Annotated in this window: 10 protein-coding genes and 1 pseudogene; 6 read left to right on the forward strand and 5 right to left on the reverse strand. The window is 73.3% G+C overall.

Annotated features, from left to right (window positions below; all coding sequences use genetic code 11):
• The 3 genes from ACFFHC_RS07610 to ACFFHC_RS07620 form a co-directional block, all read right to left on the reverse strand.
• Positions 1-675: GTP pyrophosphokinase (locus ACFFHC_RS07610; RefSeq protein ID WP_379804301.1), on the reverse strand; the 675-nt coding region annotated here is incomplete at its 3' end.
• A gap of 35 nt (positions 676-710) precedes the next feature.
• The gene (locus ACFFHC_RS07615; RefSeq protein WP_070705258.1) at positions 711-1,802 is read right to left on the reverse strand and encodes a YihY/virulence factor BrkB family protein; all 1,092 of its coding nucleotides are present in this window, start codon (positions 1,800-1,802) and stop codon (positions 711-713) included.
• A complete protein-coding gene (locus tag ACFFHC_RS07620; RefSeq protein WP_070705259.1) occupies positions 1,799-3,496 on the reverse strand; it encodes an ABC-F family ATP-binding cassette domain-containing protein in 1,698 nt (565 codons plus the stop codon). Before ACFFHC_RS07620 ends, ACFFHC_RS07615 begins: the two co-directional genes overlap by 4 nt.
• A 138-nt stretch (positions 3,497-3,634) precedes the next feature.
• Here ACFFHC_RS07620 and ACFFHC_RS07625 point away from each other — a divergent pair, with 138 nt between their 5' ends.
• On the forward strand, positions 3,635-4,117 hold the full coding sequence (locus ACFFHC_RS07625) for an SRPBCC family protein (RefSeq protein WP_070705266.1): 483 nt from the start codon (positions 3,635-3,637) through the stop codon (positions 4,115-4,117).
• Between the two features lie 10 nt (positions 4,118-4,127).
• Positions 4,128-5,402, forward strand: coding sequence for an MFS transporter (locus ACFFHC_RS07630; protein ID WP_070705260.1), 1,275 nt, complete (start codon positions 4,128-4,130; stop codon positions 5,400-5,402).
• Between the two features lie 4 nt (positions 5,403-5,406).
• Here the strand turns inward: ACFFHC_RS07630 and ACFFHC_RS07635 are convergent.
• Positions 5,407-6,164: pseudogene (locus tag ACFFHC_RS07635) on the reverse strand (glycerate kinase); the annotation flags it as partial.
• Positions 6,165-6,571: 407 nt separating this feature from the next.
• Between ACFFHC_RS07635 and ACFFHC_RS07640 the strand changes: the two are divergent.
• Together ACFFHC_RS07640 and ACFFHC_RS07645 are read left to right on the forward strand one after the other, a co-directional pair.
• The gene (locus tag ACFFHC_RS07640) at positions 6,572-7,861 is read left to right on the forward strand and encodes an MFS transporter (RefSeq protein ID WP_379804308.1); all 1,290 of its coding nucleotides are present in this window, start codon (positions 6,572-6,574) and stop codon (positions 7,859-7,861) included.
• A 207-nt stretch (positions 7,862-8,068) separates the two neighbouring features.
• Complete coding sequence (locus ACFFHC_RS07645) at positions 8,069-9,718, forward strand: ABC-F family ATP-binding cassette domain-containing protein (protein ID WP_379804311.1); 1,650 nt, start codon at positions 8,069-8,071, stop codon at positions 9,716-9,718.
• A gap of 33 nt (positions 9,719-9,751) precedes the next feature.
• Here ACFFHC_RS07645 and ACFFHC_RS07650 read toward each other — a convergent pair whose 3' ends face one another.
• The gene (locus ACFFHC_RS07650) at positions 9,752-11,176 is read right to left on the reverse strand and encodes a GNAT family N-acetyltransferase (RefSeq protein WP_168168467.1); all 1,425 of its coding nucleotides are present in this window, start codon (positions 11,174-11,176) and stop codon (positions 9,752-9,754) included.
• A 55-nt stretch (positions 11,177-11,231) separates the two neighbouring features.
• Between ACFFHC_RS07650 and ACFFHC_RS07655 the strand changes: the two genes are divergently transcribed.
• A complete protein-coding gene (locus tag ACFFHC_RS07655; RefSeq protein WP_379804315.1) occupies positions 11,232-11,954 on the forward strand; it encodes a PIG-L deacetylase family protein in 723 nt (240 codons plus the stop codon).
• A gap of 218 nt (positions 11,955-12,172) precedes the next feature.
• Entirely contained in the window at positions 12,173-13,750 is a 1,578-nt protein-coding gene (locus ACFFHC_RS07660) for a M4 family metallopeptidase (RefSeq protein ID WP_379804318.1), read from the forward strand.
• Positions 13,751-13,781 lie beyond the last annotated feature (31 nt).

Genomic DNA, 13,781 nt, shown 5'->3' on the forward strand with positions numbered 1-13,781 from the left:
GCGCACACCGGACATCTGCCGGTCCAGCTCCCACGCGGTGGCCGCCGAGGCCAGCAGGGTGTCGGCCACCTCCAGCGGCAGCCCGCCGGCGTACTTGTAGCGGATCTCGTGCTCCACGCTGGCCCAGAAGTCCATGGCGATGGTGCGGATCTGGATCTCCACGGGCACCTCCAGCGTCTCCTCGGAGAGGAACACCGGAACGCTCACGATGAGGTGCAGCGACCGGTAGCCGTTGGGCTTGGGGTGGGAGATGTAGTCCTTGGTCTCCAGCACCGTCAGGTCCGGCTGGCCCATGAGCATCTCGGCCAGGCGGAAGGTGTCCTCGATGTACGGGCAGGTCACGCGCACGCCGGCGATGTCGCGGATCTCCCGGGCCACCACGTCCAGGTCCGGACCGGTGCCCAAGCGGTTCATCTTGTGGAGGATGGAGTCGAAGGACTTCACCCGGTGCTTCACGTGCTCGATGGGGCCGCGCTGCCCGCGGGCCTCGGCCTCCTCGCGCAGGATGTCGATCTTGGTGAGCACCTCGTCGAGCGCGAACTTGTAGCGCAGCCGGAAGTCCGACAGGCGGGTCCCGATGCTGCGCGCCACCTCGTCGGGGTCGCGGGTCTCGACGTCGTCACCGGCCAGGGCCATGACGAGGTCGATCGAGGTCATCGGCACGTCGTGGGGCATGTCCCGGACGGTAGACCTGACGGCTGGGAAATTCATCAACCCGGAGTCGGGTCGTGGCCCGGGGCGTGGGCACCGGCCCGGTGGTCCGGCCACGCGTCCCGGGGCGCGAGCACGGCTCCGGTCACCCGGTGGTGGGGCCACAGCAGCGTGTGCGGGGCGGCCAGGGTGACGTAGTTGGGCACCTCGGCGGCGTGCACCTCCTCGCCCTCCAGCGCGCGGGGTGCCGGCGGGTCGGCCGTCCACGCCGCGCTGAACAGGGCCCACCGCACGGCGAGGTTGATCCACACCACCAGGGTCACCAGGCCGGCGAACGAGGCCACCAGCGGGTTGTCCCACGCCCCGATGACGGACGTGCCGGCCAGGCGCAGCACGCCCCACCCGAGCGCACCGAGCAGCGCACCCCGCCACCGCTGCGGCCACGGGGTGCGCACCTTGGCCGCCACCCGCACGAGCAGTCCGATGGTGAGCGCGTCCACCAGGGCGGCCGCCGCGAGCGCGGCCCCGCGCACGAGCCACTCGGCCTCGGCCTCCAGCCGCACCAGGTCCAGGGCCTGGCGCGTGGCCCAGGTCGCGCCCCACGAGAGCAGTGCGGTGAGCACCACGGAGGTGCCCAGCAGCAGCATCCCCACGAGGTCCCAGAGCTTGGCCCGCACGGGGTGCAGCGGCAGCGAGCCCAGACCGAACATCGCGCGCAGCGAGAGGCGCAGGTCCGTCATCGCGTTGGTGGCCGTCCACAGCAGCACCGGGAGGGTCACCAGGGTGGCCAGGGTGAGACCGCCGTGGAGGGCCAGGTCCCCGGTGGAGACCAGGCCGGACTGTCCCTCGTCGCCGAGCAGTCCGGGAAAGCTGTCGTTCACCGCGCCCACGAGGGCGTCCATGAGCCGTGGGTGGCGCCCCAGCAGCAGGCGGAAGACCGTGACGCCCAGGGTCAACGCGGCCACCAGCGAGATCATGGCCGAGAGCGTCACACCCCCGGCGTACACGTTGCCGTGCGCCAGCAGGTAGCGGCGGGCCGCTCGGACCAGCCGGGTGCGGGCCAGCGTGGCCAGCACCCGGCGGCCACCCCGTCGAGCCCGCCGGTCCCGCGGCGGCGGGTCGGCGTGGTCGGCGGCGGAGGCGGGCGTCACGGGGTCAAGTCAAGCACCCGGCCGTCCCAGTTCTCGCGCAGCCAGCGGTCGTGGGTGGCGATCACCACGGCACCGGGATAGTCCACCAGCGCCTCCTCCAGCTCCGTGGCCAGCCGCAGGGACAGGTGATTGGTGGGCTCGTCGAGCAACAGGACCTCCGGCGGGCTGGCCAGGGCGACGGCCAGGTCCAGGCGTCGGCGCTGCCCCACGCTCAAGCGGCTCACGGGGCGGTCCAGGTCGCGCCCGGCCAGCAGGCCCGTGGCCGCCAGGGGCACCTCCTGCGCCACCCGGTCGCCGACGGCCAGCCGGTAGGCCTCGCGGACCGTCGGGTCGCCGTCGGGCAGGCGCGGTTCCTGGGTGAGCAGGCCGGTGGTGAGCCGCGGCGCACGGGTGACGCTCCCCGCATCGGGCCGCAGCGGGCCGGCCAGCACGGCGAGCAGGGTGGACTTGCCGCTGCCGTTGGGGCCGGTGACCAGCAGGCGGTCGGTGGCGGTCAGCGAGACCGAGGTGGGCGCCAGGCGTCCGGTGACGGCCACGCCCGATGCGGTGAGCACCGGCCCCGGGGGCACGCTCGCCCGGGACAGCCCGTCCAGGGCACGGAAGGTGAGGGTGGCCGGGGGCTTGCGCACCTGCTCCTCGCGGAGTCGCTCCAGCGCCGTGCGGGCGTCGTTGACTCGCCGGGCCACCACCTTGGCGTTGCGGTCGGCGTAGAACTTCTTGGCAACCCGTGCCTCCGTGCGCGGTCCCCGCTCGGGGCGGCCGACGGTGTGGTCGTCTCGCTCGCGCTGTTCCAGCCGGCGGATCTCCGCCTGCTCGTCGCGGAAGCGGGTCTCCCACTCGGCCCGCGTGCGCCGCTGCCAGGTGAGGTACTCACCCCATCGACCCGTGAACCGGGTGACGCCGTGGCCGGAACCGGGGGAGTCGTGGTCGGTCGCCACGTCCGCGTACGGCAGGGGAGAGGGGTCGAGGTCGTACAGCACGTCGGCCACCTGGTCGGTGAAGGTGCGGTCGTGGCTCGCGAGGAGGACCGGCCCCTTCCACGCTGTCAGTAGGTCGGTGAGCAGGCCCGCGGCGGCGTCGTCCAGGTGGTTGGTGGGCTCGTCCAGCAGCAGGGTGTGCGGCGAGCGCAGCAGGAACCACGTCAGGGACAGGCGCGAGACCTGGCCGCCGGACAGCTCGTCCGCGCGGCGGGAGCGGTGGATGCGGGAGATGCCCAGACCCTCGACCACCCGGTCGGTGCGGTGGTCGATCTCCCAGGCGTCGGCGTGCTCGGCCCGGGCCAGGGCATCGGCCAGGCGCTCGGTCGCCCCGGGTACGTCGGCGGCGACTTCCTGCCCGGCGCGCTCCACCTCATCGATGAGGGCACGGACCGGGGCCGTGGCCCGCTGGAGCACCTGCTCGACGGTCAGGTGCAGGTCGAACGGTGGCTCCTGGTGGTGCAGGCCCACCGTCCCGGTGCGGTGGACGGTCCCCGCATCGGGCTCGTCGAGGCCCGCGGCGAGGCGCAGGAGGGTGGACTTGCCGGACCCGTTCTCCCCGATGAGGACGGCCACCTGACCGGCGGGGATCGTCAGGGAGACATCGGTGAGCACGCGGCGGTCGGGGAAGGTGCGGGAGATGCCGTCCAGACGCAGGTGGTCCGATGCCGTGTGGCCGGCGGACGTGGTGGGGTCCGTGGGGTGAGGGTGGTTCATGGGGCCTTCCGAGGGCAGCGTCGTTCCTCGCGGGGCGCATGCCGCGTCACGAGGGAGGGCGTCAGCTCAGGAGTCCATGGCGTCACCCTGACAGCCGTGGGCGTGGACCGCAACGGGTTTGTCTGGGACCGTTGCTCCATGAGCGATGACCGTGAGGTGATGTCCGCCTCCCGCCGGATGCCCGTGGAGGCCGCCGCGGTGTGGGCCGTGCTGAGCGACCCGGCCCGGCACCAGGACACCGAGCCGACCAACTGGGTGCGGGACGCCATCGAGCCCGAGCCCCTGACGCGCGTGGGCCAGGTGTTCGGCATGAACATGGCCTTCCCGCAGAACGGCGAGCCGTACGTCATGCACAACCGGGTGATCGCGCTGGAGCCCGAGCGCGTCATCGCGTGGGCGCCGGGGATGCTGCGAGACGGGCACCTATCCGAGGACACGTGGTGGACCTGGCGGTACGAGCTGGAGCCGGTGGACCAGGCCGGCGGGTTGGCCACCGAGGTCACGCTGACCTACGACTGGACCGACACCCCGGACTGGTTCCGCGAGGAGGTGCCGCTGCCCGCCTTCGGGGTGGACTACCTGGCGGAGTCGCTGGCATCGCTGGAGGAGGCCGCCTCCTAAGGTTCGCTCCATGTGCACCCCCACCATCGGATCCCGGCGCCGTCTTCCCGTGGGTCCGGTGGTGGCAATCGTGGCCGTGGCCACCGTGGCGCTCATGCTGCGGCCCGCGGCCACCTCGTTGGGCCCGCTGCTGCCGGACATCTCCGCCGACCTCGGCGGGGGCGGGCTCGGTGCCGGAGTGCTGACCGCGCTGCCGCCCTTCATCTTCGGCGTGCTGGGGCTGGCGGCGGTCCCCATTGGCCGCCGGCTGGGGCTGAGCGGTGCCATCGTGGCGGCGCTGGGGATCTCCGTGGCGGGCCTGGCGCTGCGACCGGTGGTCGGCTCGATGGGGATCTTCCTCGCCCTGAGCGTCCTGGCCCTGGTGGGCGGGGCGCTGGGCAACGTGCTCGTGCCGGCGTGGGTGAAGCGGCACAGCTCGGGCACCCAGCAGCGGCAGCTGATGGCGGTCTACGTGGCCGTGTTGTCGATCGGCGGCTCGGCCGGCGCGATGCTGGCCATCCCACTCACCGGGTTGCCGGGTGCGTCGGTGCTGCCCCGCATCGGTCACGGACCCGACCCCTCCGGCGGCGACTGGCGGATCTCGGTGCTGGCCTGGGCGGTGATCGCCCTGGTGCCCCTGGCGATGTGGGCGGTGGTCGTCCGGCGGACCGGCCACGACTTCCCGCGGAACGCCCTGGCCGAGCAGGCCTCCCACGTGAGCATCTGGCGTTCGCCGACGGCCGTGGCGCTCACGGCGATGTTCGCCCTGCAGTCCACCAACGCCTACACCCAGTTCGGCTGGCTGCCGCGCATCTACACCGAGGGTGGCGTCTCGGCCGGGATGGGCGGCTTCTACACCGCGCTCATCGCCGCCTGCGGCGTGCTGGGCGGGTGGATCATGCCCGGCCTCATCGAGACGGTGTCCTCGCTGCGCACGCTGGCGGTGATCTGCGGTGGGCTGACCACCATCGGGTACCTGGGGCTGCTCGTGGCGCCGCACTCGCTGGCCCTGGTGTGGGCGCTGGTGCTGGGCCTCGGCGGTTTCGCCTTCCCGATGGTGATCGCGCTGCTGCCGGCCCGGACCGCCGACCCGCTGATCACGGCGCGGCTCTCGGGCATCGTGCAACCGGTGGGCTACATCTTCGCGGCGGTGGGGCCGCTGGCGGTGGGGGCGATCGTGGCCGCGACCGGCAGCGTGACGATCGTGCTGTGGCTGATGGCGCTCTCCGGCGTGCTGCTGGCCCTTGCCGGATGGCGCGGTGCGGCCGAGGTCCTGGTGGACGACGAACTGGCCGCCGCGCGCTGAGCGGTCAGCCGGCGCTGAGCTGCCGCCCCAGGTCCTCCCCGATGCGGTGGAGCAACGGTGCGGGATCGGCCAGGCACCGCGCGGGGTCGGGTTCGAGCTCCTGCAGGGTGGCCACGCCGGTGAACCCCGCCGCTCGGGCCTCGGCCTCGCTGAGCTCTGTGGTGCCGCACACGGCCACCACGGGAATACCCGCCCGGCGCGCCCGTTCCAGCACCCCGGCGGGTGCCTTGCCGGAGAGGGTCTGACCGTCCAGGCGACCCTCGCCCGTCACCACCAGGTCGGCGGTGGACAGGTTCGCATCCAGCCCCGCGAGGTCCAGCAGCATGTCCACACCGGAGACCCGTTCAGCGCCCGGGGCCATCAACGCCAGACCCACGTCTCCGGCCGCCCCGCACCGGGTGACTCGACCAGCCCGGGCGGGCACCCCGCCTCGACCAGGAGACCTGACCACCGTGTCAGGGCGGCCTGGATGCGGTCGACCGTCACCGCATCGGCGCCCTTCTGCGGTCCGTACGTGGCGGCGGCGCCGTGGGGGCCGAGCAGGGGATTGGTGACGTCGGCCGCCAGGGTGAGGCGGATGCCGGTGAGGCGCTCGCGGACGGGCGTCAGGTCGAGGCGGGCGGCGCGTTCCAGGCCGGGGACGCCGGGCGGGACGGGCTGACCGTCCGCGTCGAGCACATGGGCGCCCAGGGCGGTGAGCAGGCCGAGTCCGCCGTCGGAGCAGGCGGACCCACCCACGCCGACGATGAGGTGACGGTTCCCCGCATCGAGGGCGGCGGAGACGAGCTCGCCGGTCCCGGTGCTGGTGGCGGTGAGGGCCCGGGTGGGGGCGGTCGAGGGCGGTGATGCGCACGGTCAGCCGGAACCACAGGCCGAGGTGGCGGGCACGCCAGGTCACCTGGTCGCCGAGGTCGAGGATCCTGGAGGTCACCCCCGCGATGGCCATCTCTCCCGAGCTGCGCATGGAGCCCACGTGCTCGCCGACGTCCAGAGACAGCTCGAAGAGCTGCGCGGGACTGTGCCGGGTGTCGGTCACGACCTGGAAGGTGCTTGCCACAGGCGCATGCTGCCGGCGGCGCGTGGGGTCACTTCCCCGTGGGGCAGGATGACCGGCGGCCGACCGAAGGAGCACCACTGTGACCGCACCCACAGCTGTTCAGGGCCCTGCTGTGTCCACGCCGGAACAACGGGACGCCATCCAGACCCGCACCCTGCGGGTGGTGGTGCTCAGCCAGGTGCTCGGTGGCGCGGGACTGGCGGCCGGCGCGACCGTCGGTGCCCTGCTGGCCGAGGAGATGCTCGGCTCCCAGGGGCTGGCCGGCATCCCGGTGGCGATCGTGACCCTGGGGTCAGCGCTCGCGGCCTACCTGGTGGGCCGGGTGACCCAGGGCAGGGGTCGACGCATGGGCCTCGGGGTCGGCTTCGCGGTCGGTGGTGTGGGTGCCGCGGGCGTGGTCCTCGCGGCCGTGCTGGGCCAGGTGTGGCTGCTGTTCCTCGCTCTGTTCGTCTACGGGGCCGGCACAGCCACCAACCTGCAGGCCCGCTACGCCGGCACGGACCTGGCCACGCCGCAGCGCCGCGCGACCGCGGTGAGCATGGCCATGGTGTCCACCACGGTCGGCGCCGTCGCCGGACCGAACCTGGTGGAACCGCTGGGCCGACTGGCCGGAGCCTGGGGGATTCCGTCGCTGGCGGGTCCGTTCATGCTGGCCTCGGTCGCCTACCTGGCGGCGGGCGCCGTCCTGCTGGTCATGCTGCGACCGGACCCCTTCCTGCTGGCCAAGACGCTGGCCGGAACGGATGCCGATCCGGACCCCGCGGCCCACGAACCAGACACACGCGGGGCTGACACGGCACCGGTCACCGCCAGCACCTCTCTGCCCCCGGCACGTCCGACCGCCTGGGTGGGCGCCGGCGTCATGGTGATGACCCAGGTGGTGATGGTCGCGATCATGACCATGACCCCGGTCCACATGCGGGCCCACCACCACGACCTGGGTGACGTGGGGCTGGTCATCAGCCTCCACATCGCCGCCATGTACCTGCCCTCCTTGGTGACCGGCGCCCTCATCGACCGCGTCGGGCGCCTGCCCATGGCCGCCGCAGCCGGCGCCACGCTCCTGGCCGCCGGGGTGGTGGCCGCCCTGGCCCCGGGCGAGTCGATGGGGTGGATCGTCCTGGCCCTGGTACTGCTGGGCCTGGGCTGGAACCTGGGCCTCATCTCCGGCACGGCCCTGGTGGTGGACGGCACCGTCCCGGCCAACCGCGCCCGGACGCAGGGCACCATCGACGTCCTCATCGCCTTGGCCGGTGCCGCTGGAGGTGCCTTCTCCGGCATGGTCGTGGCTGCCAGCAGCTTCGCGGGCCTGTCCTGGCTCGGCGCGGTGCTGGGCCTGGCCGTGGTCCCGCTGCTGTGGGTGGCCGCCCGTGACCGTCGCGCCACCGCCGCGGCCTCCTGAGCGACGCGGCACCCCGGTGCGACGCAGGAAACTCGCTGCACTGCCCGGCCCACGCGCCTACGATGGGTGCATGACCGCATCGATGAGGCTCCGCACCCGCCGCTGACGGCGGCGGAGTCGACCCTTCTTCCTCTGCACGCCGTCACGGTCCCCGCCGGGCGGTCCTGTCAGTGCTGCCCGGCTCCCTGACGAGTCGAAGAGAGCACCATGCAGAACATCGATCACCGCGCCTCATCCACCCCTGACACGCCCTCCTCCGCGCCCTCCCAGCCAGACGTCCCGGCGGGTGCCGGCGCCCACATCCGCGCCGAGGGCATCCACGTCACCCTGGGGCACCGCACCCTCCTGACCGACGTCGACGTCAGCGTGACCGCCGGGTCCCGGCTGGCCATCGTCGGCGAGAACGGACGGGGTAAAACCACCCTGCTCCACGTCCTGGCCGGCACCCTCGAGCCCGATGCGGGGCAGCTGAGCCGGGTGGGCACCCTCACCCTGGTGGAGCAGGACCTGGCCTCCCGTGCGGGGGAGACCGTCGGCTCCCTGGTGCGTCACGCCATCGCCCCCTCGTTGGACGCGCTGTCACGGCTCGATGGGGCTACGCAGGCCCTTGCGGAGGAACGCGCAGGGGCGGACGAGGAGTACGCAGTCGCCCTGGACCGGGCCACGGTGCTCGACGCCTGGGATGCCGAGCGCCGCATTGACGTTGCCCTCGCCGGTCTGGATGCCTGCACCGACCGCGAACGCGCCCTGGCCAGGCTGTCGGTGGGCCAGCGGTACCGCGTCCGGTTGGCCTGCGCGCTGGGCGGGAACTCCGACCTTTTGCTGCTGGACGAGCCCACCAACCACCTCGACGCCACCAGCCTGGCCTTCCTCACTGACCGCCTGCGCGAGCACCGCGGGGGATGGGCCGTGGTCAGCCACGACCGCGCGCTTTTGCACGACGTGGCCACCTCCTTCCTGGACCTCGACCCGAGCTCGAACGGCCGGCCACGCCTGTACGCGGGAGGTCACGAGGCCTGGGTGGAGGGCCGCCGCCGGGACCGCGCCCGCTGGGAGCAGGAGTACGCCGAGCAGACCGAGGAACGCGCCCAGCTGGAACAGGCTGCCGAGGAGGCACGCGGCCGCCTCCGCACTGGGTGGCGGCCGGACAAGGGCACCGGCAAGCACCAGCGGGCCACCCGGGCTGCGGGTGCGGTGCAGGCGTTCAACCGGCGGCAGGAGGCCCTGGAGGCGTACGCCCTGACGGTGCCGCCACCCCCGGCCGAGCGGCGGTTCCCCGAACTCCCCGGAGCGGGCGCGCGCGTCCTGCTGGACTGCGATGAGGTGGCCGTGACCGGGCGGTTGGTGCCCACCACCCTCACCGTGGGTGGTGGTGACCACCTTGTGGTCACCGGGGCCAACGGTGCGGGCAAGTCGACCCTGCTGCGACTTCTGGCCGGGACGCTGGAGCCCACCGGCGGGACGGTCCACCGGCACCCCTCCGGCCGGGTGGTGCTGCTCTCGCAGGAGGTGCCGGACTGGCCACAGGAGATGACCGCGCAGCACCTCATCGACAGGACCCTGGCCGAACAGCGCGGCCGCCACGCCGCACCCTCCGGCCTCGTGGACGCCGACCTCCTGCGCACCCCCGTGGGGCGTCTCTCCCCGGGGCAGCAGCGGCGCCTGCACCTGCACTTGGTGCTGGCGCAGCGCCCGGACCTCCTGCTCCTGGACGAGCCCACCAACCACCTCTCGGCCGGGGTGGTGGACGACCTGACCAAGTGGATGCAGGGCACCGCGGCCGCCGTCGTGGTCGCGACCCACGACCGCCAGTTGTTGCGGGACATCTCGTCCTGGCCACGGCACCACCTGGGGTAGGCCAGCCCCGGCCTCACCGGCCCCGCATGAGCCTCAGCCCTGGCGGCGCAGCACGCTCACCGCGAACTCGGCCTCGGGCGTCCACGGGCGCAGGTCCCAGGTGCTGAAGCGGTGCTCCAGCGTGAGGCCCGCCGGGGCCAGCAGCGCGTCCAGCGCGGCGGTGTCGAAACCGGTGGTGGTGCGGCAGCCCACCACCACGAAGCCGTCGGGCACCAGGTGCGCGGCCACCCGCTGCAGCACCGCACCACGAGCCGCGGGCGCCACGAAGTCCAGCACGTTGCCGGCCATGAGGGCCCCGTCGAACGGCTCCGGCTGCCCGTGGGCGGCGAGGTCCAGCGTGGCCAGGTCGGCCACCAACCAGGTGCCGTCGGGGTGGTCCTCGCGGGCCGCGGCCACGAGCGCGGGGTCCACGTCCACCCCCACGGCGTCGAAACCCAGCCCCAGAAGGTGGCCGGCGTGCCGCCCGGGGCCGCACCCGGCATCCAGGAGGCGGGCACCGCGCGGCGCCAGGACGTCCACCAGGCGCGTCTCGCCCTGCACGTCCTGCCCGCTGGCGGCCAGCGAGCGCATGCGCTCGGTGTACCAGGCGGAGTGGTCGGGGTCGGTGAGTCCCGGCCAGGTGGTGGTGCCGCCGACCACCTCGCCGGGGCGGGTGTCGGTGCGCGGCTCGACCGCCGCGCGGTACATGCCGTGGCCGCGGGGCCCGGGCGTGAAGCCGGCCGCGCGGTAGAGCCGCCCGGCGTCGGAGTCCGCGTCGGCCACGATCACCAGCTCGCGGGCGCCGCGCTCCCACGCCCACTCGGCCGCGACCGTGAGCAGGTGGCGCGCCAGACCCCGCCGACGGTGGGCCGGAGCGGTGAGCACCGACTGGTACCGCGCCGTCACGGGCTCGCCCTGGAGCACCACCGCCCCCAACGAGGCCGCGAGCTCGCCCTGCGCGGTGAAGGCCCCCACCCAGTGGGCACGCCCCTCGTCCACGAGACGGCGCCGGGCGGCCACCTGCCCGGCCATGAACGTGGCGTACTCATCGGCCGGGTACTCACCCGTGGCGGCGTTCTCCGCGAGCTCCTGCGCCAGGCGCTGCTCCCAGGCGGCGTCGTCGAGCGGGCGCACCGTGAAGCCGGTGGGCACCGGGGTGGGGGAGGGGGTCGACGTGGCGGTGAGGGTCTCCACCACGTCGGGCTCCAGCCCCGTGCCGGCCCAGGCCGTCGGGTCGGGCTCGCGCGGCAGGCCGATGGCACGGTGCGTCGCCTGGGGGAACTCCGCCTCGAACACCGCCACCCAGCGGGCGGCGTCGTCCGGGTCCCCGGAGGTCACCTGGACGGCGTTGCCCCAGTGGTACTCCGGGTTGGCGGGGGTGCGCACCACGAGGTGGTCCCCGGCATCGGTCACGACCGAGCCGGACAGGGCGTCGACCTGCAGGTCGGTGCGGGTGGAGGGCGGCAGCTGGCGGAACACCGCGCCAGCGTAGCCAGCGGTTCCGCCGTGGCCGACGCGGTGCCACAGTGAGCGCATGAGCGGACTGCAGCCCTTCGCCCCCGACGGCCTCGAACGCGCACTGTGCGTGGTGGCCCACCCCGACGACATGGAGTACGGCGCCTCGGCGGCGGTCTCGCACTGGACCTCCCGGGGTGTCGACGTGTCCTACCTGCTGCTCACCCACGGGGAGGCGGGCATGCCGCAGGAGCCCAACACGGTGCGCCGCATCCGGTCGGAGGAGCAGCGCAGCGCCTGCCGCCAGGTGGGCGTGGGGGACCTGCGCATCCTCGACCACCCCGACGGCGTGCTCGAGCCCACCCTGGCGCTGCGGCGCGACATCACCCGGGTCATCCGCCAGGTGCGCCCGCAGCTGGTCATGACCACGACCTGGGCGGACGTGGCGCCGTGGGGCCTCAACCAGGCCGACCACCGCGTCGCCGGGCTGACCGCGGTCGATGCCGTGGCCGCGGCGGGCAACCGGTGGATCTTCCCCGAGCTCGTGGACGAGGAGGGCCTCGACCCGTGGAGCACCCGCTGGGTGGTGGTGACCGGCGCGGCCGAGCCGGACCACGTCATCGCGCTGGAGCCGCAGGACGCCGAGCGGGCCGTGGCCTCCCTGCAGCAGCACGCCGCCTACCTCGAGGCCCTGCCGGACCACCCGGACCCGGCCGAGTTCATCCCCGCGATGCTGCGTGGGGGTGGGGAGGGCACCGACCACGGGCTCGGCCTGCCGGTGCGCGTCTTCGACCTCGGGTGAGGGCCGGCGACGGTCAACTCCGGCCGTCGTCCACCGCTGCCGTCCCGGGCTCGCCCCCACGAACGGTCAAGAGTTCTTCGGCCACGGACCACGGCTCGGTCAACAGGGTTGTCCCACGTCACACCAGCGGGTGAGCGTGTGGGCACCGCGACGGGAGAGGCCGCCGCACGACACACGACCGGGGAACGCCACGCGGCGGCCCTGACCAAGGAGGCACCATGTTCCGCACCGTCCGAAGCAGCTCGCTGGGGGTCGCTGCCGCCATCGCCACCGCCGGCATGGTGCTGCCGACCGCGCACGCCCTGCCGCTGGCCGACGGCACCGCGGCCGCCCAGCCCTCCGTGGCCCAGCAGCTGGGCGCCGGCTCCGACGAGGTCCTGGTGAAGAAGGGCAGCGTCACCGACGCCAACGGCTTCGAGCACGTCCGCTACGACCGCACCTACAAGGGCCTGCGCGTCATCGGCGGCGACATGGTGGTGGCCGTGGACGGCCAGGGCCAGGTCAAGGACACCCACAAGGCCTCCGCCGAGGTCGCCGTGGCCAGCACCACCCCCAAGCTCTCCAAGGCCGCCGCCCTCTCCAAGGGCAAGGCCGCCTCCACCGCGGCCACCGAGAACGCCAGCAAGGGCGAGCTGGTGGTCTGGGCCCACGGCGACGAGCCGCGTCTGGCCTACGAGGTGACCACCACCGGCGTCCGCGCCGACCAGACCCCCTCGCGCGTGAAGTCCTACGTCGATGCCGAGACCGGCGAGGTGCTGGGCTCCTGGGACGAGATCAAGCACGTGGAGGGCACCGGCAAGGGCATCTACGTGGGTGACGTGAAGATGGAGACCGCGGGCTCCGACGGCGCCTTCACCATGGAGGACGAGAAGGGCCACCAGACCGTCGACATGGGCAACTCCGAGTCCGGTGGCGAGGTGCTCACCGACGAGGACAACGCCTGGGGCGACGGCACCATGAAGGACCCGGCCTCGGCCGCCGTGGACGCCCACTTCGGCGCCCAGTCCACCTACAACTACTTCGAGGCCGTGCACAAGCGTGCCGGCATCTGGGACGACGGCAAGGGCGCCACGAGCCGCGTGCACTACGGCGACAACTACGTCAACGCCTTCTGGGACGGCCAGCAGATGACCTATGGCGACGGCGAGGGCAACCAGAACCCGCTGGTGGCCCTGGACGTGGCGGCCCACGAGATGAGCCACGGCGTCACCGAGGCCACGGCCAACCTCGTCTACAGCGGCGAGTCCGGTGGGCTGAACGAGGCGACCTCGGACATCTTCGGCACCGCCGTGGAGTTCCACGCCCAGAACGCGCAGGACAAGGGCGACTACCTCATCGGCGAGCAGATCGACATCAACGGCGACGGCACCCCGCTGCGCTACATGGACGACCCGCAGAAGGACGGCTCCTCGCCCAGCTGCTACTCGGCCGAGGTCGACTCCATGGACCCCCACCAGGGCTCCGGTCCGCTGAACCACTGGTTCTTCCTGGCCTCCGAGGGCTCGGGCGCCAAGGAGATCGACGGCGTGAAGTACGACTCGCCGACCTGCGACGGCTCCACCGTCGAGGGCGCTGGCCGCGAGGCGATGGAGAAGATCTGGTACACCACGCTCTCCACCAAGCTGACCTCGTCCTCCGGCTACGCCGAGGCCCGTGAGGGCGTCATCGAGTCGGCCATCGAGCTGTTCGGCGCCGACTCGGCCGAGTGCAAGGCCGCCGAGGCCGCCATGACGGCCATCGACGTGCCGGCCGGCACCGCCAAGTGCTCCGGCTCCACCGCGCTGACCCGCGACTGACCGCCGGCCGCACGGCATCTTCTTCTGGGGA

Origin of the sequence: Kytococcus schroeteri, from assembly GCF_042433515.1 — a bacterium.
Taxonomy (GTDB): Bacteria; Actinomycetota; Actinomycetes; order Actinomycetales; family Dermatophilaceae; genus Kytococcus; species Kytococcus schroeteri.

Bases quoted from the DNA above. Each gene is read 5' to 3' on its own strand.
- ACFFHC_RS07620 (WP_070705259.1), bottom strand. From the start codon at position 3,496: ATGAACCACCCTCACCCCACGGACCCCACCACGTCCGCCGGCCACACG.
- ACFFHC_RS07625 (WP_070705266.1), top strand. From the start codon at position 3,635: ATGAGCGATGACCGTGAGGTGATGTCCGCCTCCCGCCGGATGCCCGTG.
- ACFFHC_RS07630 (WP_070705260.1), top strand. From the start codon at position 4,128: ATGTGCACCCCCACCATCGGATCCCGGCGCCGTCTTCCCGTGGGTCCG.
- ACFFHC_RS07645 (WP_379804311.1), top strand. From the start codon at position 8,069: ATGCAGAACATCGATCACCGCGCCTCATCCACCCCTGACACGCCCTCC.
- ACFFHC_RS07655 (WP_379804315.1), top strand. From the start codon at position 11,232: ATGAGCGGACTGCAGCCCTTCGCCCCCGACGGCCTCGAACGCGCACTG.
- ACFFHC_RS07660 (WP_379804318.1), top strand. From the start codon at position 12,173: ATGTTCCGCACCGTCCGAAGCAGCTCGCTGGGGGTCGCTGCCGCCATC.